This window comes from Ignatzschineria ureiclastica (genome assembly GCF_003121845.1).
GTDB lineage: Bacteria > Pseudomonadota > Gammaproteobacteria > Cardiobacteriales > Wohlfahrtiimonadaceae > Ignatzschineria > Ignatzschineria ureiclastica.
Genome location: NZ_QEWQ01000001.1, coordinates 86427 through 107036 on the forward strand (window position 1 = coordinate 86427; position 20610 = coordinate 107036).

Consider the following 20610-nt stretch of genomic DNA (forward strand, 5'->3'; position numbering starts at 1 on the left):
TCGATTCATTCTTACTCAATTGAAAGTAATTTAATCATCGGTACCTGATTAACTTTAAGAGGGTTCTCCTTAATTGAGGGCGTTTTTTCTGCATCTGTTGAAGTTGTATTCTCTAAATGAACTGTTTCCTGTAGATTTTGAATAACGGGCTCATTATTGGTTCTTTTCTGTAGATCTGTCTGAGTATCTACCTGGATATCTGTCTGAATATCCTGACGAGTATCTTGATCAGAATCTTTTGGCAACCTATCTTCTACATCTGCTTCTACAGAATGCCTGTCTTTAGCAACATCATTCACACCTTTCATCTCTATTGAAACGTCCGGTGCTAACTGCGTTTCACTCTCTACTTCAACTTCAGGAAGAATCACCAATTCCGCAATAATACGATCCGCTAACAGCCGTTGCCCTGTCACCGTAAAATGAATCCCATCGTTTGTTCGTACTTTCTGATTCCCTTTTTCCGTCTGTGCATAGGCCTCATAACCAGCATCACTACATCCTAAAATGCCACTAGTCGGAATGTAATGACCATTAAAGCGGGTGACTTCTGATTGATAGAGAGTGTTAAGATAAACCATATCTTTGTGCAGTTTATCTTTACGCATACAAGGCGCTCCCAACCAGATTACAGGAAGATTATATTGCTGCGCCGAGAGTAAGATATTACGTATTCGCCCACGATAAGCGCGCTCCCATTCAGGACTCTTAAATTTCAGGTATTTTTTACGCCCAGGGATTGGGAAATCCCAAGGATCATTGGGTCCAAGGTAGACCACAACCGCTTTAATACCACCATCTTGTTGTAAGGTTTCAGCCACCACTTTGGGCCAATTATAAAAGTTCGGATAAGCAAGACCTGTACTCTGCTTACTGAGATCTACACCATCAATATTATCCCGTTTATAGAGAATTTGACGCACGCGCGGTGCAACGCCTTGCATTAGAGAATCCCCGACAAAGAAGATCTTATCACCCGATTCTAAAATCACATCCCAAGGTAATTGGGGTATAGTTGGCCCCACAAATTGTTCCGTTTCAACATTAAGTCCGGCAATACTCCCTAACTCTAGCGCCGGGATTTCAACATTATCAACAAGCTGTTCTTCGCCATCAACACTCTCATTTATTGTTAAATCAGTATCATTTGTAGCATCTGATGATTGAAGAGTGCTTTCAGCTATATCGATAACAGAGTCTGTAGCGGATTGTGATGCAGATTGGCTAGCAGTATCTTCCCTAACCTCTACATCTGTCACTGCGACTGTTTCAGTATCCCTATCGATCACAGCTTCAGCAAGATCACGATGCTCTTCTGTATCTTGAGTATCATCTTGAGTCTCGTCCTGAATGCCGACTTGATCAGATTGAGTTGCTATAATCGTTTCATCAGGATTTAGCCAATGATGAATTTGCCGTTCAACTGCCACGATAGGCGAATCTGTATGATAGGTTTGTATCCAATAGACATTAATCGACTCTTTATAGAGAAAAAGCATCCCTAGAAGCGTAATGATCAGAATATAAGCTACTTTAAACTTTGCCATTGTCGCCTCCTAGAAACTTGCGTAGATAAATTGTGGAATGCCGGACGGTGCCATATAGATCGCCCCCCACAATATCGCGATAAAGAGAAATGGCAATAGCAGCCAAGGAATCTTCTGACTCCAAGTAACAAACCATCCTGGCACTTTTACTAACCAAGGATAAACTGCAAAAATAAGCAATATTAAACCTAAGAGTAGCCCTAGCGAATGCGCTGGGAAGAGTTCAAATTGTAAGTTATGCCAAAGTGATTCAAGGTAAACTAATGAGTCATCAAAGCTTTCGCTACGGAAAAAGATCCAACCTAAACAGATATAGTTAAAGGTTAAGAAGCGATAGAGATAGACTTTCCAACCTGCCACTTCGGTTTTAAAGTAGGATTTCACCTCGGCATCAGATAGACCTTGTGCCACTAAGCGCCCTTTTACAAGGTGATCTTTAAGATTTAAAAAGACAACGCCAATTCCATGAATCGCGCCCCAAATTAAGAAGTTGAGCGTTTCACCATGCCAAAGTCCAGAGAGAACCATCGCAATCATCACGTTGATCTGTGCTCTCGTCAAACCACGCCGACTTCCTCCTAATGGAAAATAGATATAATCCCGAATCCAAGTTGAGAGCGAGATATGCCATTTATCCCAAAATTGCTTGAGGCTAGTCGCAAGATAAGGTGCATTGAAGTTAATCGGTAACTTAAAGCCTAAGAGCAACGCAATACCAGTTACTAAATCGGTATAGCCTGAAAAGTTGAGATAAATCTCAACCGCATAAGCGTAAATTGCTAAAATTAACTCAATCGTATGAAATTCACTGGGGTTATCAAATACAGGTCGCACTAAGGCTTCAGAGAAGAGCGCGCTGACCCAATAGACTTTGATAATCGCAAGAATAATCAACATAAACGCGCGATGCGGTTCTAACACATCTCGATGTTCTCTAGTTTGAATCTGTGGTAAAAAATCTTTTGCGCGATTAATCGGGCCTGCGATGACGCTCGGGAAAAATGAGAGAAAGAGTGCAAAATCAAAAAAGTTCACCGGCTCAATCTCTTTCCGAGAGAGCGATACAAGATAACTAATCGAGTGAAATGTATAGAATGAAATCCCGATCGGTAGGATAATCTCGGCAATCGGAAAACTAAAATCAAAACCAAAACTCGATAATTGCTCCGATAAAGTGGGGGCAAAGAAATTATAATATTTAAAGACTGCTAAATTCCCAATTCCTACAATAATTGCTATGGCTAACCATAATTTGGGCTTTCGGCTACTGTGAATCGCAGTCGATAAGAGATAGATCACGACAGTGTAACTTGCCAAAATAATCGCAAATTGTAGACTAAATAGCCCGACAACCAGATAACTACTCACGAGTAGCAACCCATTTTGTAAACCGACAAAAGGGCGAAGACTCCAATATAGTAGAAAAAAGAGGACAAAAATTGTCGCAAATTCTATAGAAAGATAACTCACTCGTAAACCTTGCTTATGCTATTTTGACAGGATCTCATCTCAGAAAAATCATCTTATTTAGATCAATTTAGATAAAATTAGATAATCTTCTCAATGTACTCAACAATCATTCACAATATATATATAACATTAGCTTAATGTTATTTCCCCGATGTCAATGACTGAGCAATTCTATCACTTGTTATCCATAAATAGTAATGCCTTCTCATTGTTTTACGATGAAAATTCTAATTGATACGAAGAAACCCAATAAGATTGATCAATCACACTGATCGCTCTCGTTGGGTTTTCTTGGTTTTCAGCTCAAGCTTGATAACTTATGAGTCATTACGCTTGCAATGTTACTCTTGAATATACGGATAATAGGGTTTTCCCCATTCGCTCTCATCCGGATTTTCCAAAATCACTTGTAAAAAGAGTTCGGTATAAACTTCTAAGAGATCACATGCATTGATTAATGCCCTGCGATTCGCTTTACTCCCATAGGTTGCACCGCCATGAAAGACTTGATTACGCAACGTATAGATTCGATTGAAAAGGATGAGTAGTAAACCTGCTGAATCTTGTGTTTCAAGCGAGCGTTTTGTTCGCTCTTTCTCACTCGCAAAATCCTCAAGCCAAGCCTCTTCTGTAATCTGACCATTATGGAAATCCCAAAAGCCTTGAAATACAAATTTATTCTCTAAGAAAATCCGTATTTCACTTGAATACTTTTTCCAAGTAATTTGATAGAGCTCTTCGCCTGCCCGATTATTGATAAGGTGGATAAATTGATTAAAAGCTGATTTATCACTCACCGCAAATTCAACATCTTTGGCATAAATCGCATTAAAAGCAATCCAGAGCGAAATAAAACGCATATCAAGATCGCCTTGCGCTTCCCTAGCCTTTTTTAACCAACTTAAACAACGATAGGTTCGTAAATTCACTGCTTTGGGAATATCAAGCTTAATCTCTTCAAATAATTGTTTTAAATTCTCTAAATTACTCATCTCTCGTCCTTATCATGGGTCATTACCTAATATTCAATGGAGATTATCCATCATCAATCTCGCACTTTTCTACCATCCATTCAATTTTATAGTCATTTTTATAACTATTAATTCATAATCTGTTTAGTATACTGAATATATGGCTATTTACCAAAATCATAGGGATAATCTTTTCACTTACTCTATCACAATCTCTTGCATCATCTCTATGTGTAGCTCATTGTTATTAATACATGGGATGAAATGGTAACTCTCTCCATTGGCACCTAAAAAAAGATCCCGATTCTCCATCGCCATCTCTTCAAGCGTTTCTAAACAATCGGCACTAAACCCTGGGCAGAAAACGGCAATATTTTTAATGCCTTTTGCAGGTGCGGTTTCAAAAAACTCAGCGGCATAAGGTTGTAGCCATTCAGCCTTTCCAAAACGAGATTGAAAAACTGTTTCAAAGCGCTCTAGTGGCTCACCCATCTTTTCTGCGATCAATTTGGTCGTTTCCATACAATGATCATAATAAGGATCCCCATCTTTGTAGGTCTGTAGCGGCATTCCATGATATGAGAAGACATAACGATCAAGGGATTTCCCTTCTGTTTCTTTACGAATCTGATCGACACAAGCTTCAATATAACGAGGATGTTGATAATAAGCACCTAACACTCGAAGCGCCGGGAAATAACGTAACTCTTTTAAGACTTCCCCTACTTTATCCATTACAGAAGCTGTTGTTGCAGCAGAATATTGTGGATAAAGCGGAAAAATGACAATCTCATCCACTTTCTCAGCAATCATCTCTTTAATCGCGGACTCAATCGAGGGATTTCCATAACGCATCGCGATATTAACTCGATAATTGTCCGGCAATAATGCTTGTAGCTGCTCGGCCTGTCTTTTCGTAATATTGAGCAACGGTGAGCCATTATCCCAGACAATCTGATACTTTTCGGCCGATTTTTGAGGACGAACATTTAAAATAATCCCGTAAAGAATCGGATACCATTGCCATTTAGGCAGTTCTATCACTCTAGGATCTTTGAGAAACTCCTCTAAATAGACTTTTAATGCAGCTTTAGTCGGTGCCTCAGGAGTTCCTAGATTGGTTAATACAACGCCTATTTTTTTCATATTAATGATCTTCTCTTTCATTCTGATAGAAATAACTTTAACGCTACGTTGCTCTTGATAAAAGAAGCACGCTTTGTGGGTAGCTTACAATATAAAAAAGCCACATTCACTTAGGAATATGGCTTATTCTATCAGTTATTTCAAAGTTATTGCTAATGAATCTCATTTATCAGACTAATTATCTTATATTAAATAATATCTGATATTCACAGATCTTCATCGATTCACTGACGGCAATTAACCTAATAGACCTTTAACTGCATCTGCCTCTTCACGAAGCTCTTTCTCTGTTGCATCAATTTTAGCTTGCGAGTAATCAGAGATTTCAAGCCCTTGAACGATTTCAAAATCACCGTTTTTGCAGACACATGGATACGAGAAAATAATCCCTTCTTGAATACCGTAAGAACCATCAGCAGGTACAGCCATTGAAACCCAATCCCCTTCTTTAGTACCGAGTGCCCATGAACGCATATGATCAATAGCCGAAGAGGCTGCAGAGGCCGCTGAAGAAGCACCACGCGCTTTAATGATTGCCGCACCACGTTGTTGAACTTGTGGGATATAATCATTCTCATACCATGCTCGATCTACTACTTCTAATGCAGGTTTACCGTTGATTGTTGTGAAAGTTAAATCAGGATATTGTGTTGATGAGTGGTTACCCCAAATTGTCATCTTCGTAATATCATTAATATGCGCACCTGTTTTCTCTGCAAGAAGACTTAAACCACGATTATGATCTAAACGAGTCATTGCATGGAAGTGTCTTGGATTAAGATCTGGTGCATTTTTCATAGCGATTAATGCGTTTGTATTTGCAGGGTTACCTACCACTAATACTTTTACATCACGGCTCGCATGATCATTTAAAGCTTTACCTTGTGGGCCAAAGATTGCGCCATTTGCTTCCAATAGGTCTTTACGCTCCATACCAGGGCCACGAGGACGCGCACCGACTAACATTGCATAATCTGTATCTTTAAATGCCACATTTAAATCATCTGTAGCAACAATACCTTGTACTAATGGAAAAGCACAGTCATTGAGCTCCATTACAACCCCTTTAAGCGCTTCTAAAGCCGGTGTAATTTCGAGCAATTGTAAGATGACAGGCTGATCTGGACCTAACATATCGCCGGCTGCGATACGAAATGCCATTGCATAGCCGATATTACCGGCAGCACCAGTGATTGTTACGCGTACAGGTTTTTTCATAATGAACTACTCCTATTAAATAAAATATCAGATATATAAAAATATAAGATCTATGAATTTGTAGTGAAAATGTAATAAAAATTTGTATTCGCTATTATACGCCAATCACGATGAATGTCTTCTATTTTAGCGATTTTTCCTGTACGTTATGTAGCATCATTAACGCAATTTTAGAGAGGCAAGTCCGATTAATACAAGGATAAAGGTGAAAATCCAGAAGCGAACAATGACCCTAGGTTCAGGCCAACCTTTTAACTCAAAGTGATGATGAATTGGTGCCATACGAAATAGGCGTTTCTTGCGAAGTTTGTAAGAACCTACTTGTAAAATAACCGACAACGTTTCCACTACAAAAAGCCCGCTCATAATAAAGAAAACAAGCTCTTGGCGTACAATGACGGCGATCACACCTAAGACTCCCCCTAAGGCTAATGCCCCAACATCGCCCATGAAGACTTGGGCAGGATAAGTATTAAACCATAAGAAACCAAGGCCAGCGCCAACAATCGCAGCACAGACAATAAGCACTTCCCCAGCACCATCAACAAATGGCAATGCCAAATAATCACTATAGATTACATTCCCGGCAATATAGGCAAAAATTCCTAAAGCACCACCGACCATAATCGTCGGCATTATCGCAAGCCCATCTAGACCATCTGTCATATTCACGGCATTACTCGCTCCTACAATCACAAGGTAAGTAAAAGGAATAAAGAGAATCCCTAAAGGAATCGTTAGATCTTTAAAGTAAGGAATTAAAAGTGCGGTATCTGCTTCTGTTTTTGCCGTAAAGTAGAGCGCGCAGGAAGCAATGAGGCCTGCAATCGTGAGATAGAGATACTTCTCTTTAGCACGAAGCCCTAGCGATTGCTTTTTAATGACCTTTTTATAATCATCTAAGAAGCCGACAGCCCCAAAAGAAACAAGGACAAAAAGAACAATCCAAATATCGATATTACGTAAATCAGCCCATAAGAGTGTCGCAATCAGAATACCAAAGATAATGAGCAAGCCCCCCATAGTGGGCGTCCCCTGCTTTGAAAGATGACTTTCAGGCCCATCATTACGCACAAACTGACCGATCTGTTGTTTTTGTAATAAACGAATAAAAGCAGGACCAAAACCAATACTAAAAACGAGCGCCGTTAAAGCCGCCATAATACCGCGCATCGTAATATATTGAAAAACACGTAATGGGGACCAATAATCGGCTAAATGGGAGAGTAGCGCGTACAACATAATGTTAAATTAATTCCTTTCCTTATAAAATATTGATCGGTACTATCCCTAAGATCAGTGCCGCTCTATAGCTAAAATGATTAAAATCTATCGAATTTCACTAGGGGCTAATGTTTCATAAAAATATTGCATATTCATACTATTAGACCCCTTCAATAGAATCGTTAAAAGTGCATCCCCTTGATATTCTGCAATAGCCGATTGTAAAGCGGTTAATAGTGCCTCATGATTCTCGTAGCTGCTTCCCCCATCACCGAAAGCAACTGCCGAATGCGCAGCTAACTCACCTAGTGCAAAAAGCTTTGTAAACCCGGCCTCTTTTGCATAACGCCCAGCATCTTGATGAATCACAACTTCTTCACTTCCCAATTCTCGCATATTGCCTAGCACTAACCAACGAACACCGGCATGGCAAGCATCGATTCCGGCTCTTAATGAATTAGGATTTGCATTATATGCATCATTGATTAACTGCACTTTATCTTGAATTTTGACAACCTGTAACCGCCCTTTTACCGGCGCTACCGCCTCAAGACCTGTAACAATTGTCTCTATCGTCTCGCCCGCACTATAAGCCGCAGCGGTTGCTGCAAGGGCATTTAAAATATTATGTCGGCCTAAAAGCTGTAATGTGACATCCGCCTCAAGCGCTGAAACTTGAGATGAAGGCTCCCCCGATTGAATCGAGAGATGAAAGTGTTGTCCATCAAGCGCACTGGCCATCACATTTGCAGGATGATCTATTCCGAAAGTCATAACCTTCTGCCCTTCTAAATTACTCTGCCAAAATTCGGCAAAAGCATCATCAGCATTAATAATGGCGGTACCACTTTCACTTAATCCCATAAAGATTTCCGATTTTGCTTTCGCAACACCCTCAAGAGAGCCAAATCCCTCTAGATGACAAGCGCCGGCATTATTTAAAATTGCAATATCAGGTTGTACGATCTTCGTCAAAAACTCAATCTCTTTTGGGTGGTTTGCACCCATTTCGATGACTGCATGTGTATGGTGGGTATTTAAACGCAATAACATCAATGGACAACCCACATGATTGTTATAATTTCCTTCCGTTGCGAGCACTTCGTGTTTCACTGAAAGAATTGAGGTAATCATCTCTTTCAGTGTTGTTTTGCCATTAGAACCGGTCAGCGCAATCATCGTCCCTTTCCATGCTTTGCGCCAAGCCTTTGCAATTTTTGCAAGTGCCTTTTGACTATCTTTTACCACAATTTGGGCAATTTGTGCTGAGGGAATAAAACGTTCAACCACTGCACAAATAGCCCCCTTCATCTCTGCACTTTCAAGATAATCGTGCGCATCAAATCGTTCACCTTTCCAAGCAAAAAAGAGCTCCCCGGGTTTTAACTTTCGTGTATCACTCGCTGCCCCAAAAAAATAGGCATCTTGCCCAATAAGCTCACCATTCATAATTTTTGCGGCTTCAGATAGCTTCATAGATTTATAATTCCTCATTATTCTTCTTAACTTCAGCAAGATCAGAAAAATAGATCTCTTTATCACCTAAGATTTGATAATCTTCATGTCCTTTACCAGCAATTAAAATAATATCGCCGGGCTGACTGCGCATAATCGCTGCTTTAATCGCTAAAGCCCGATCTGGCTCTACCACGATATGCGAACCCATTGGATTTTGTAACCCTGCTTTAATATCTTCAATAATCATTAAAGGATCTTCAAAACGAGGATTATCACTCGTGATCACCACTTCATCAGCATATTTTTCAGAAATTTCCGCCATTAATGGCCGCTTCCCTTTATCGCGATTTCCTCCACACCCAAAGAGCGAGATTAATTTCCCTTTTTCTAAATGGGCGCGCAGGGAAATGAGTGCTTGCTGTAATGCATTCGGTTTATGCGCATAATCAACGACTGCCACCGCTCCATTTTTGAGATGCACCATCTCCATTCGTCCTTGTACATAGGCAATCTCTGGAATAACCGTCATAATACGAGTAATCTCCAATCCAAGAGAGAGCAATACGCCGATAGCTGCTACTAAATTATAGGCATTAAATGCCCCATAAAGATGACTTTCAACAGGATAATCATGGCCTTGATAGCGAAGAATAAAATTTAAACCTTTCTCATGCAGTTTTAACTCAGCAATCTGTAGATAATGCGCCGCTTCGTATGGTTCACTACCAAAAGGATAGTAACGAATCTCTGTATGAGTTTGTTGTAATGATTCATATAACTTCTTGCCAAATGAATCATCAATATTAATCACACTACTTTGCTGCGGATATTCCCAAAAAAGTCGAGCTTTAGCGGCACCATAAGCTTCGACAGTGCCATGATAATCAAGATGATCGCGATTTAAATTAGTAAAAACAGTTGTTTGAAAATGTAAGCCCTCAACCCGTTTCTGATCTAATGCATGAGAGGTGACTTCAAGCGCCACAGGTAAGCGACCATTCTCTAAAGTGTGTAAGCCTTCGACCTTAGCAATATCATCAAGCGACTGATAGAGTGCTAATAGATCCGGCGTTGTGTGAGTATTCTCTTTGAGATCCCCCAAAATACCGATACCATTTGTACCAATTACGCCACAATCAATTTGAAACAAATGAAAAGCCTTTGCAATAAACTGTGTCACAGAAGTCTTTCCTTCTGTTCCCGTTACACCGATCAAGGCTAAATGATCTTGTACCGATTGATAGTATCGTTGTGTCACTACTCGCATTAATGCATCGATCGAAGAGACCTCTAAAGCATAGATATCATTAGGTTTAGTTATTGCCTCATCTTTCTCATAGATAATGGCGGCAATACCGATCTCTAATAATTGTGGGAGATAGTCTAACCCATGAGATTTCGCCCCTTTTTTCGCAAAGAAGAGATCCCCTTTACGAGCATAACGGCTATCAGAAGAGAGCCCTGTAATTTCAATCTCCGGAATCTCTGGTAAATTCGCAAGGATATTAGAAACTTCTGGTGGAACTGCACCATTTCCTTGTTCTATTTGAAGCAATTCTCGTAAAGTCATTCTATACTCCTTCTCTTTTTACTCGCGACTCATTCCGCTCTTTATACTTTTGATGATACTTGTGAATGGCTCATTATGGTAACGGTCATTTTTGAGCAATCACGTTTGATCTATAAAATCTGCTAACAAAGATCTGCTAACGATTTATAATAAAATAGGGATTATCGAACCCCTATTCACCTCAATGATTAATCTTTCCTCATTTTACCTTGCGATTAACTTAATATTTACATCATCTAACAAGGCATCGGGCTTCGTTCCCATAATCCGTAATGTACTTCGCATTACTTCACTGAAGATAGGCGCTGCCACTAATCCCCCATAATAACCCTCTTTCTTCGGATCATCTAACATCACTGCAACTACATATTGTGGATCTGAAATCGGGGCAATTCCCACAAAGAAACTGCGATGATGATCGCTACTATATTTACCATTGATAATTTTACGAACCGTACCTGATTTACCACCAATTCGGAAATTAGGAACATTAGCCCGCCAACCGCCGGCCCCTTTCGCTTTATTGGTCGCCGCTTCTAACATTAAAACCACTTGTTCTGTGACTTTAGGGCTAAATATCGCAGTCGTTTCAGGATAATAATCATCTTTTACGAGACGTAAAGGTCTAAAAGAACCTTGATTACCAAAAACTGTATACATCTGCGCTAACTTGAGGGTATTGACACTAATACCATAACCATACGCTTTAGTGGCATATTCAAAAGGATCCACTTGCCAACGACGAAGTGAGCCCAATCTTCCGGGCTCTTCTCCTGTTAACCGGATCTCACTCTTCTTACCAATGCCAATATGATCATAAATCGTATAGAGAAGTGCCGGATCTAATGTTTCGGCAATTCTTGCAACACCGATATTACTAGACTTCATCAAGACGGTTGTAACATCCATCGAATCAGAAGGCGACACATCTCGTACCACATTTTTACCAATCCGATAGCCCCCGCGCCCTGTTTTGACGACAGAGTTGGGTTTCCACTTGCCCGATTCTAGTCCGGCAGCGACAACAAAAGGTTTGATTGTAGAACCAGGTTCAAAGGTATCGGCAATTGCTCTATTTTTAAGTAGAGATGCTTGACGATCGGCCAAACGATTAGGATTACCAGCCGGCTGATTTACCATCGCTAAGATATCGCCGGTACGCATATCGGCTACCACCACAGAACCGGCTGTGGCATTATGTTTAATCATCGCTGCTTTAAGCGCACGATAAGCAGAAATTTGTATACGTCGATCAATAGTCAACGTCAAGTCTTGGCTTGCATGGTAATTCTCAAGATCAATAATTTCAGTACGCTCAATCACACGTCCTTTTGCATCTTTACGAATACGCGTGACGGTATCATCCCCTTTAAGCCAATCTTGATAGGTAAGCTCAATCCCTTCAATTCCATTATCATCAATATCCGTAAAGCCTAAGATATGAGAGGTGATCTCGGCATCAGGATAGTAACGTTTATACTCTACTTGCTCATAAACGCCGGGAATTCGAAGATCCATAAGCACTTTCGCTTCATGCGGAGGTAATTGACGTTTGAGCCAATAAAAACGAGATTCTTGACGGGAAAGTACAAGTTGCTTGAGATCCTCTTCGGGACGATCTAGAAAATAAGCCAACTTGGGTAATTCATGCAGATTTTGGCTTAAAATACTAGGATCAATCCAGATAGATCGAACCTCTGTCGAGATAGCAATAGGTTCACCATTACGATCATAAATGGTACCGCGTACTGCTTGGTTCTTAATGTGGCGTACAAAACGGTTATCACCCTGCTCTAGCAGAAAATCCGTATGATAATATTGTAAGTAGAGTCCACGACTAATCACCGCAATCGCAACGATTACAAAAAAACTGAGCACAAAATATTTTCGCCAGCGAATATCTTTAGTCTTTTTAGACTTTTTAGATTTATTTTTCATCAGTTATTTTTCAATCTCTCTACAAGCTTTTGTAGGAATGAAATCCCAAATTTTATCAAATCGGATTCCGCAATATCCAACAATCCATTACACCTATTTTATTGCGCATTAATAGTAGGCTCTAATCCTACATATTTCACATCTGTATCCGTTTCAATAATATAAACAACGGCAGTTTCATCAGGAACGACCATGTGTAACTGCTCTCTCGTCTCTTGATCAAGAAGCGCTTCGGTTACTAGCATACTCTCTTCTAAACGTAGGCGACCATATTCTTCCTGAAGACTACGATTTGCACGCTCTAGATGATCGATCTCATTCCAAAGTTTATAACCTTCTTGAATAGTCATTGCACGATTAACACCAAGGCTAACCACTGCAAGCATGACAACAATGATTAATTTTTCTACTCTCATATTACCCTCTCTGCAACTCGTAAAATGGCGCTTCGAGAACGCACATTATCTCGACATTCGGCTTCACTTGCCTTGACAGGCTTGCCAATAATTTTTAAAGGGGCTTTCCCCGTACTAATTAAGATCGGTAGATCAGGATAGAGATCCTTTTCAGTTGATTGCGCTTTCATAAAATGTTTCACTATTCGATCTTCTAAAGAGTGAAAACTGATAACCGCTAATCGACCTTTGGGCGCTAATAACTCTGATGCTTGTGATAACGCACTCTCTAACTGATCAAGTTCCCCATTTACTGCGATACGGATTGCTTGAAACACTCGAGTTGCGGGATGAATTCGTCCTTCTTTAAAAGGCATAGCATCGCTAATAATATTCGCTAACTGTACAGTTGAAGTGATGGGCGTTTCTTGTCGGTAACTGTCTATTGCTCTTGCAATCCGACTAGAAAAGCGCTCTTCTCCATAAGTTTTAAATACCCGAATCATCTCATCTACATCGGTGTCTGAAATCCATTTCTCAGCGCTCAATGGTGCATCTTGATCCATTCGCATATCAAGAGGTCCTTCCTTCATGAAGCTAAACCCACGTTCAGCGACATCAAGTTGTGGAGAAGAGACCCCGATATCCATCAAAATTCCATCGACCTTATCAATCCCTAAATTTTGAATTAAAGTCGCCATATTACCCATCTCTCCCCGTACAAAACGAAAGTTTTCAAACTGAGAAAAATGTTCTAAAGCATAAGCTTGTGCTGTTAAATCGCGATCAATACCGATCAATAATCCATCTTGATTTAGATGTTTTAAGATCTCTCTCGAATGCCCACCTCGTCCAAAAGTCGCATCAATATAGGTCCCTTCGGGCCGAATATTGAGTGCTTCAATCGACTCTTCTAGGAGCACAGAGATATGTTTATTTGATGTGGTCTTCACAGCAACCCTTTAATTCTATTTAGTAATCAGGAATATTACACTTTATTGTTTGATTTTGCCACTTTTCCCCACAATTCTCCACAAAATTTATTTTTTACCAAAAAAAACGCAACCATTTGTTGCGCTTTTAGTAATTTCTAATCCAACGGGATACTCTTTAGTCGTTACTGCTTAGAGTTCACAATAATCGGGCTAAAAATAAGCAAAATCCCTCTATTTCTATTAAAAATATCGGATTTTTATCATTTATAATCGACATTGAGTAGGCGTTTTTCGATTAGGTAAAGAACTTTCAATACATTTTACTTTGCCTGAACGTAACTCCGAAAACGACTTAAATGCAAACAGTAATGAGGGTCCCTCTTTCTGTGATTTCCCTTGATATTGCACATAAATCTGCTGATTAGGGTAGAAAGTGATTTCTGCTATTTGGGGCATTTTTTCAGAAAGATAATCCCCTGGAACAGTCATCGGCATCGGTAGGCCATCTTGCGGTAAATTCGGTGCAATCACTGTAAAAATGGCCTTTAAGGACTTAATATCTTCATCGATTTGCCATTTTTTCCAGTAATCCCACACAATTATTCCACTTAGCCCCACTACGATAAAAAACAAGACCAACATGATAGTAGATTCTGGTTTGATTCGATCTAACAGTTTTTCATTCACAGCTCTATCCCACTCTCTCTTTCGGTTAATACTCAAATGCCATTAAACAATAATATTGAATAGCCTTACATCGAGTTTCATAACATAAGCCTCTAGAATATCACGAAATATCCCTTTTTTTTGCAGGAAAATTCTCAAGTTATAGCGCTATGACAACAATCAGTCATAATCTTTGAACCCTCTCACACTACCTAAACAGATCTTTTAATATCAATCAATTAAGACTTACAACTACTTGGAAGATCTGATTCTTTTATGTTTATTCCCTCACATTTCCAACGAATTAGACCACTATCCACCACATTTCCCGTTAAAATGAGTTGTACAGCGCCATCCTTCTCCCCAGAAATATCATCATTAAATGTAACCGTAATTGTCTCTCCTTCTAATTGAATGGAATCGACACTATTTCCTCGATAACTCTCCGCATCAGGAAGTCCCAATACTTTATTATTATCGGGCCATTTACCATTTAAGGTGTAGTAGACTTCAGCATCTAACTGCATTGCACTTGCCAGCGTCATACCTTCAGTAATTTTCGCACTCTGTACATAATTCCGATAAATAGGGACTGCAATCATACTCATCACCGCCACTAAAGCTAAAACAATCAAAAGTTCCATGAGCGTAAAACCTGCCTCTTGATTCGCCTTATCTTTTAAATGATTCGCATAGAAAGCTGATGAAATTTGATGATTCTGCTTTGATTGATCATTCGATGAATAATGCGATGGATAATCCAATAATATTTTAGGCATTATTTGCGAGGATACTTGATTTTTCCAATGATTTATTACTGCTTTCCATAGATTTTTCATTTGCTTTTACCTCTTTGAAGTACTATTCAAAGTACTCTTTAAAATAATCAAAATGGTGATATACCCATTTTAAAGTTAGTACAGCATTGCGAAATATGGAAAAAAACATAATAATTAACAATAAATGGATCAGTTAATATCGTGTAATGATCAGATGCCATAGATTCAGTATCATTAGTTCTGTGAAATGAATTCGTGTAATAGATTTATATAATCGAATGATGACTTGAACTAACATAGATACAATCTACAGAAAAGCCCCTTTATCAATAAAATCCGAATTCCACTATACTATTCAATATTTCAACTCATAGGAATGAGCACATGACACTACTATTTCGTTCTTTTGCACTCTTGCTTATTGGATTATTCTTAACGGCTTGTGCTAACACTACACAAATGGGATTAACTGGCGTAAAACGTTCACAGCTTCAATTAATTCCAGCCGAAACCCTTAATAATCAATCTAAAGAACAATATATGGGGCTTATTTCAGAAGCAAAGCAACAAGGTGCAATTGATAATAATTCAAAAACAGCCCGCCGAGTGACGACAGTCTTTAAAAAGCTCGTTCCTCAAACTCGCCAATTTAGACAAGATAGCAATCAATTTGATTGGGAAATTAACGTTATTCGCAGCAATGAACTCAATGCTTTTGCGATGCCCGGCGGGAAAATGGTGGTGTATAGTGGTATTGTTGAACGATTAAATCTCTCTGATGATGAAATTGCCGCGATCGTCGGTCATGAAATGGCCCATGTATTACGGGAACATAGTCGAGAAAAAGTATCGCAAGAGGTCTTAAAATCATCAGGGATCTCAATTGTCTCACAAGTATTTGGATTAGGAGATGCCGGCGACTCACTACTACAACAAGCTGGGAACCTAGCCCTTTCTCTCCCCTTCTCTCGCACAATGGAAAGTGAAGCAGATGTCATTGGGCTTGAGCTAATGGCTTTAGCGGGATATGACCCGAATGCAGCAGTCACACTATGGCAGAAAATGGGACAAGCCGGTGGCAATAGCGGGAGTTCCCTTCTTTCAACGCATCCCTCCGGACCTGAAAGAATTACCAATTTACAAGCACAAATTCCCAAAGTCAGTCATTTGAAAAAATAACATTCAAACCACTCAAAAGAGATTGAAGAAACATTAAGAGAATTAAGAGAAATTAATGAACCATGCTTCAAGTGCCCAAGAGGTGCGTGTTTGCGTGGTTCTTGCACGATTAATCTCTACTAACTGTTCATATTGTGTTAACCGCTTTTGTGCCGAAAATTGCTTAACTGATTGAACTATCGCTTGTAACTCTACTGGGATCTCTCCTCGATAAAGATCAAGCGAAGCAATCATCACAAAAAAGAGCAAAGCAAAAGTGAGCGATTCAACTGTGATAAGTTCATTCACTTGACCAATTTCTTGAAAATCTCCGACAAAAAGGCATTCCAGAATCGCTATGATGTCACGCCCTTTCTCCTGATAACTCGGTAGTAATGCTAAAGCAGATAAAGGCGCATTTAAACTAATTGCGAGCAAAAGTGCTAAATCTTGGGGCAAAGCCGATCTGTGCGTCATGAGCTCTAAGCTGTGCAAAGCTTCAAGCGGTTCTGGTGAAGCGATATAATCGCTCTGACAACGACTTCTTACAGTGATTGGCAAGCGTTCCATAGCACTACTCTCTAGGATAAAATAGAGCTCTGCAGGGGGTTCTTCTAAAACCTTTAAAAGACTATTCGCAGCGTTAATATTGAGCCGGTCGGCCTCTTTAATCACCACAATTTTCCGCCCCGTTTCCGGCGTTAATTGAGCAAAATGATGAATTTTTCGCACTTCATCAACTTTAATCTCTTGCTCCCCCCCCATAGTATAAAGATCAGGGTGAAATCCGGAAGCAAGCCAACGACAACTCTGACATTGCCCACAAGGCTCCAAAGTTTCACTGACCGATTGACATAAAATTCCGGCAACAAGATGATCAATCAAAATCGATTTACCAATCCCTCGCTCACCGTACAAGAGCAAAGATTGAGGCGGCGTCAGATCTGATTGCTGATAACGGATCATTAATCGCTGATAATCGTCTAACAACCAAGGAAGCTGATGAAAATGCACGATTTGAGGAGTAGTCATAATCCTTGAATCCCCTTTACCGCATGCATAGCAATGAGTTGATCTAATTTTTCCTCGATCATCGCTGTCACTTTCTCAATCGATTGAGTCGCATCGATACGATAAAATTGTGAGGGACGCTGTTCAGATAATGCTTGAAAACCACTTGCAATGGACTCAAAAAAAGCAATATTTTCCACTTCAAATCGATCCTGCTCCCCTCGGCGATTAACCCGCTTCATTCCTTCTAATATAGGAATATCAAACCAAAAAGTACAATCAGGGCGCAGATCCCCCTGTACAAGTTGCTCAAGAATTGCAATATTCTCTAAAGGCATCCCGCGACCATAGCCTTGATAGGCATAACTCGATTCTGTAAAACGGTCACAGAGCACCCATTTCCCAGCCTGAAGCGCCGGGAGAATCACCTGTGATAAATGCTCAGCACGGGCAGCAAACATCAGCAGCAGCTCTGTCATTTGGCTCATTTTTTGTGATTTATCGAGGAGTAAACCTCTAATCTGTTCACTAAGCGCTGTTCCACCGGGTTCACGAGTTGTAATCACTTCTAAACCTTGTTGTTGCAGAAATTTTGAGACAGCCAAAATTTGTGTACTCTTTCCTGCACCCTCTGTCCCTTCAAAAGTGATAAAACAGCCTTTCATCTATTCCTCTTCTTCTCTTTTCTCGGTGCATTGACTGATCTTACAATCATTGCGATGATTTTTTCTGTGTCGCTTCCCACTGCCGATAAGCCCGCACAGCTCTATTATGTTCTTCTAGCGTATTGGAAAATTGATGCCCTTCCGATACATATCCTTTCGCCACAAAATAGAGGCTTTTACCAGGCTTAGGGTGGCTTGCAGCCCAAATAGCTTCGCGACTCGGCATCGCAATCGGTGTCGGCGGCAAGCCATCTCGCGTATAGGTATTGTAAGGCGTATCTCGCTGCAGATCACTTCGATAAATTTTCCCATTACCTGCATAACGCTCTCCTAACCCATAGATGACTGTGGGATCTGTTTGTAAACGCATCCCTTTTTGCAGTCGACGGACGAAAACCCCAGCAATTTCAGGCCGCTCTTCAGGAATGGCACTCTCTTTCTCAACAATAGAGGCTAAAGTTAACAATTCATGAGGGGTTTTCACTGGTAAATTCTCATCCCGCTTTTCCCAAGCTTGAGATAAGACCTTATCCATCGCTTCGTAACTTCTCTTAAGAAGATCTGCATCACTATAATTTTTGGGGAAGAAATAAGTATCCGGCAAAAAATACCCCTCATAAGGTTTTCCTTCAAGCCCTAATGCTACCATCACTTCATCGGGTGTAAGACCTTTCAGTGTCTGCTTAAGATAAGGGGATTTTTCTAATGCTTCTCTAACTTGCGTAAAATTCCAGCCTTCAATAATCGTAAAACTGTATTGAATACCGCGCCCACTCGTTAAAATAGAGAGCAGTTCAACAGGGGTTAACATCGGTTCAAGGGCATATTCACCCACTTTAAGCTTGCTTGCTTCCCCCGTCAAACGCGCATACCACTTAAGATAGTTGCCATTTTTTAAAATATTGTCCCGCTCAAGTTCCGCAACAACATTCTCAATGGTCATACCTGAACGAATATCTAACACCATTCCTGTTTCGGGTAGATTAAGTGGTGTACGTAAATTTGTCTCGATTGTTTGTACCGAAACAATTAAGCCACAAAGCACAACTCCCAAACAGAGAATGGCGGTAATTTTAGAAAAAAGGCAGCGTAATAAAAATCTTAGAAAACGCATTATTCATCGATCTTCTTGAAGATTAAACTACCATTAGTGCCCCCAAATCCAAAAGAATTTGAAAGTACGATATTGAGAGATGCAGGTTGTGGTTCTTGACCAATAATATTAAATTCCGCAGCAACAGGCTCTGGTGATTCAAGATTAATAGTTGGCGGAATAATCTGATCTCTTAACGCTAAAATAGAGAATACTGCTTCAATACCCCCTGCAGCACCTAAGAGATGGCCCGTCATAGATTTAGTTGAGCTAATAGCAACTTTACTGGCAGATTCTCCAAATGAACGTTTTACCGCTTCAAGCTCCATTAAGTCGCCCACCGGCGTAGAGGTACCATGCGCATTAATATAATCAATTTCTGAAGCTTCGATACCTGCATCTTTAATTGCTGCATCCATACATTGTGCGGCACCGGCTCCATCTGGCGAGGGGCTTGTAATATGGTATGCATCAGAACTCATTCCAAAGCCGATCAATTCTGCATAAATATGAGCTCCACGTGCTTTAGCATGTTCATACTCTTCAAGCACTAATACACCCGCACCATCTCCTAATAGAAAGCCATCCCGATCAACATCCCAAGGACGAGAAGCTTTTTCTGGTGCATCATTACGACGAGAAAGCGCTCTAGCTGCTGCAAATCCTGCAATACCTAAAGGGGTTGTCGCCATTTCAGCACCACCGGCGAGCATCACATCCGCATCACCATAGGCAATTAATCTTGCCGCAAGCCCAATAGAGTGAGTAGCTGAAGCACAAGCTGTTACCGCTGCAATATTAGGACCTTTCAAGCCTTTTAAAATTGAGAGCTGTCCTGAAACCATATTCACGATAGAACCGGGTACAAAAAAGGGGCTAACTTTACCAGGGCCTTTTTCTAATAATACCGAATGATTCTCTTCAATCCCCGGTAGCCCCCCGATACCAGAACCAATCATAGCACCAATTCTGTCGGCATTTTCTGCAGTTACTTCAATCTTTGAATCAGCAAAAGCATCAAGTCCGGCTGCAATTCCATATTGAATAAAAAGATTCATACGACGTGCATCTCTTGGTGAAATATATTGAGAGATATCAAAATCTTTAACCGGTGCAGAAAATGTCACAGGTGAATTTGTGGCATCAAAATGTGTAATCGGTGCCGCACCACTTTTCCCTGCTAAAATATTCTTCCATGATTCTTCAAACGTATTTCCTACTGGAGTTACAGCTCCTAAACCTGTCACGACCACTCGGCGTTTCATTAAAAGTTCCCCTTTTACATTTTCTGATCTGCGATCCTAAATATGATCTTCAATAAAAAAACGACTGTGTAGAGCTTAAAAAGATCTAAACAGTCGCTTCT

Annotated in this window: 18 protein-coding genes; 1 reads left to right on the top strand and 17 read right to left on the bottom strand. The window is 40.2% G+C overall.

The window, feature by feature from the left end; genetic code table 11:
* Positions 1–11: 11 nt before the first annotated feature.
* The 13 genes from DC083_RS00295 to DC083_RS00355 all read right to left on the bottom strand — a co-directional run bounded on the left by DC083_RS00295 (position 12) and on the right by DC083_RS00355 (position 15377).
* Positions 12–1547, bottom strand: coding sequence for an SGNH/GDSL hydrolase family protein (locus tag DC083_RS00295; RefSeq protein WP_109188308.1), 1536 nt, complete (start codon positions 1545–1547; stop codon positions 12–14).
* A 9-nt stretch (positions 1548–1556) separates the two neighbouring features.
* The gene (locus tag DC083_RS00300) at positions 1557–3017 is read right to left on the bottom strand and encodes an MBOAT family O-acyltransferase (RefSeq protein WP_109188309.1); all 1461 of its coding nucleotides are present in this window, start codon (positions 3015–3017) and stop codon (positions 1557–1559) included.
* A gap of 341 nt (positions 3018–3358) precedes the next feature.
* Positions 3359–4009, bottom strand: a complete 651-nt coding sequence (locus tag DC083_RS00305) for a HEPN domain-containing protein (protein ID WP_109188310.1) — start codon at positions 4007–4009, stop codon at positions 3359–3361.
* A 177-nt stretch (positions 4010–4186) separates the two neighbouring features.
* Complete coding sequence (gene hemH, locus DC083_RS00310) at positions 4187–5134, bottom strand: ferrochelatase (protein WP_229822004.1); 948 nt, start codon at positions 5132–5134, stop codon at positions 4187–4189.
* A 237-nt stretch (positions 5135–5371) separates the two neighbouring features.
* Entirely contained in the window at positions 5372–6352 is a 981-nt protein-coding gene (locus tag DC083_RS00315) for a malate dehydrogenase (RefSeq protein ID WP_109188311.1), read from the bottom strand.
* A gap of 159 nt (positions 6353–6511) precedes the next feature.
* Positions 6512–7594 carry a phospho-N-acetylmuramoyl-pentapeptide-transferase gene (gene mraY, locus DC083_RS00320; protein WP_109188312.1) on the bottom strand — a complete coding sequence of 361 codons (1083 nt, stop codon included), beginning with the start codon at positions 7592–7594 and terminating at the stop codon, positions 6512–6514.
* Between the two features lie 87 nt (positions 7595–7681).
* Positions 7682–9052, bottom strand: a complete 1371-nt coding sequence (locus tag DC083_RS00325) for a UDP-N-acetylmuramoyl-tripeptide--D-alanyl-D-alanine ligase (RefSeq protein WP_109188313.1) — start codon at positions 9050–9052, stop codon at positions 7682–7684.
* Between the two features lie 4 nt (positions 9053–9056).
* Complete coding sequence (locus DC083_RS00330; RefSeq protein WP_109188314.1) at positions 9057–10604, bottom strand: UDP-N-acetylmuramoyl-L-alanyl-D-glutamate--2,6-diaminopimelate ligase; 1548 nt, start codon at positions 10602–10604, stop codon at positions 9057–9059.
* A 204-nt stretch (positions 10605–10808) separates the two neighbouring features.
* Entirely contained in the window at positions 10809–12542 is a 1734-nt protein-coding gene (locus tag DC083_RS00335; RefSeq protein WP_109188315.1) for a peptidoglycan D,D-transpeptidase FtsI family protein, read from the bottom strand.
* 98 nt (positions 12543–12640) lie between these two features.
* On the bottom strand, positions 12641–12958 hold the full coding sequence (gene ftsL, locus DC083_RS00340) for a cell division protein FtsL (RefSeq protein ID WP_109188316.1): 318 nt from the start codon (positions 12956–12958) through the stop codon (positions 12641–12643).
* On the bottom strand, positions 12955–13890 hold the full coding sequence (gene rsmH / locus DC083_RS00345; RefSeq protein WP_109188317.1) for a 16S rRNA (cytosine(1402)-N(4))-methyltransferase RsmH: 936 nt from the start codon (positions 13888–13890) through the stop codon (positions 12955–12957). The genes ftsL and rsmH overlap by 4 nt, the downstream gene beginning before the upstream one ends.
* Positions 13891–14136: 246 nt before the next feature.
* Positions 14137–14559 (bottom strand): hypothetical protein, encoded by a 423-nt coding sequence (locus DC083_RS00350; RefSeq protein WP_109188318.1) that lies wholly within the window; start codon positions 14557–14559, stop codon positions 14137–14139.
* Between the two features lie 218 nt (positions 14560–14777).
* Positions 14778–15377 carry a pilin gene (locus DC083_RS00355; RefSeq protein WP_109188319.1) on the bottom strand — a complete coding sequence of 200 codons (600 nt, stop codon included), beginning with the start codon at positions 15375–15377 and terminating at the stop codon, positions 14778–14780.
* Between the two features lie 324 nt (positions 15378–15701).
* Between DC083_RS00355 and DC083_RS00360 the strand changes: the two genes are divergently transcribed.
* Positions 15702–16496 carry a M48 family metallopeptidase gene (locus tag DC083_RS00360; protein WP_109188320.1) on the top strand — a complete coding sequence of 265 codons (795 nt, stop codon included), beginning with the start codon at positions 15702–15704 and terminating at the stop codon, positions 16494–16496.
* A gap of 42 nt (positions 16497–16538) precedes the next feature.
* Here DC083_RS00360 and DC083_RS00365 read toward each other — a convergent pair whose 3' ends face one another.
* Genes DC083_RS00365 through fabF form a run of 4 tightly spaced genes read right to left on the bottom strand, consistent with a single transcriptional unit; the run spans position 16539 to position 20509 of the window.
* Positions 16539–17507: an AAA family ATPase gene (locus DC083_RS00365; protein WP_109188321.1), complete on the bottom strand. Its 969-nt coding sequence runs from the start codon at positions 17505–17507 to the stop codon at positions 16539–16541.
* Positions 17504–18151: a dTMP kinase gene (tmk, locus tag DC083_RS00370; RefSeq protein ID WP_109188322.1), complete on the bottom strand. Its 648-nt coding sequence runs from the start codon at positions 18149–18151 to the stop codon at positions 17504–17506. Before tmk ends, DC083_RS00365 begins: the two co-directional genes overlap by 4 nt.
* Positions 18152–18197: 46 nt before the next feature.
* Positions 18198–19265, bottom strand: a complete 1068-nt coding sequence (gene mltG, locus DC083_RS00375; protein WP_109188323.1) for an endolytic transglycosylase MltG — start codon at positions 19263–19265, stop codon at positions 18198–18200.
* Positions 19265–20509 (bottom strand): beta-ketoacyl-ACP synthase II, encoded by a 1245-nt coding sequence (gene fabF, locus DC083_RS00380; RefSeq protein ID WP_109188324.1) that lies wholly within the window; start codon positions 20507–20509, stop codon positions 19265–19267. Before fabF ends, mltG begins: the two co-directional genes overlap by 1 nt.
* Between the last annotated feature and the right edge of the window lie 101 nt (positions 20510–20610).

Excerpts from the sequence above, each read along its gene's own strand:
- mltG (WP_109188323.1), bottom strand. The coding sequence starts at position 19,265 with ATGCGTTTTCTAAGATTTTTATTACGCTGCCTTTTTTCTAAAATTACC.
- DC083_RS00330 (WP_109188314.1), bottom strand. The coding sequence starts at position 10,604 with ATGACTTTACGAGAATTGCTTCAAATAGAACAAGGAAATGGTGCAGTT.
- DC083_RS00335 (WP_109188315.1), bottom strand. The coding sequence starts at position 12,542 with ATGAAAAATAAATCTAAAAAGTCTAAAAAGACTAAAGATATTCGCTGG.
- hemH (WP_229822004.1), bottom strand. The coding sequence starts at position 5,134 with ATGAAAAAAATAGGCGTTGTATTAACCAATCTAGGAACTCCTGAGGCA.
- ftsL (WP_109188316.1), bottom strand. The coding sequence starts at position 12,958 with ATGAGAGTAGAAAAATTAATCATTGTTGTCATGCTTGCAGTGGTTAGC.
- DC083_RS00355 (WP_109188319.1), bottom strand. The coding sequence starts at position 15,377 with ATGAAAAATCTATGGAAAGCAGTAATAAATCATTGGAAAAATCAAGTA.
- DC083_RS00295 (WP_109188308.1), bottom strand. The coding sequence starts at position 1,547 with ATGGCAAAGTTTAAAGTAGCTTATATTCTGATCATTACGCTTCTAGGG.
- DC083_RS00325 (WP_109188313.1), bottom strand. The coding sequence starts at position 9,052 with ATGAAGCTATCTGAAGCCGCAAAAATTATGAATGGTGAGCTTATTGGG.
- fabF (WP_109188324.1), bottom strand. The coding sequence starts at position 20,509 with ATGAAACGCCGAGTGGTCGTGACAGGTTTAGGAGCTGTAACTCCAGTA.
- DC083_RS00315 (WP_109188311.1), bottom strand. The coding sequence starts at position 6,352 with ATGAAAAAACCTGTACGCGTAACAATCACTGGTGCTGCCGGTAATATC.
- DC083_RS00360 (WP_109188320.1), top strand. The coding sequence starts at position 15,702 with ATGACACTACTATTTCGTTCTTTTGCACTCTTGCTTATTGGATTATTC.
- DC083_RS00305 (WP_109188310.1), bottom strand. The coding sequence starts at position 4,009 with ATGAGTAATTTAGAGAATTTAAAACAATTATTTGAAGAGATTAAGCTT.
- mraY (WP_109188312.1), bottom strand. The coding sequence starts at position 7,594 with ATGTTGTACGCGCTACTCTCCCATTTAGCCGATTATTGGTCCCCATTA.
- tmk (WP_109188322.1), bottom strand. The coding sequence starts at position 18,151 with ATGAAAGGCTGTTTTATCACTTTTGAAGGGACAGAGGGTGCAGGAAAG.
- DC083_RS00365 (WP_109188321.1), bottom strand. The coding sequence starts at position 17,507 with ATGACTACTCCTCAAATCGTGCATTTTCATCAGCTTCCTTGGTTGTTA.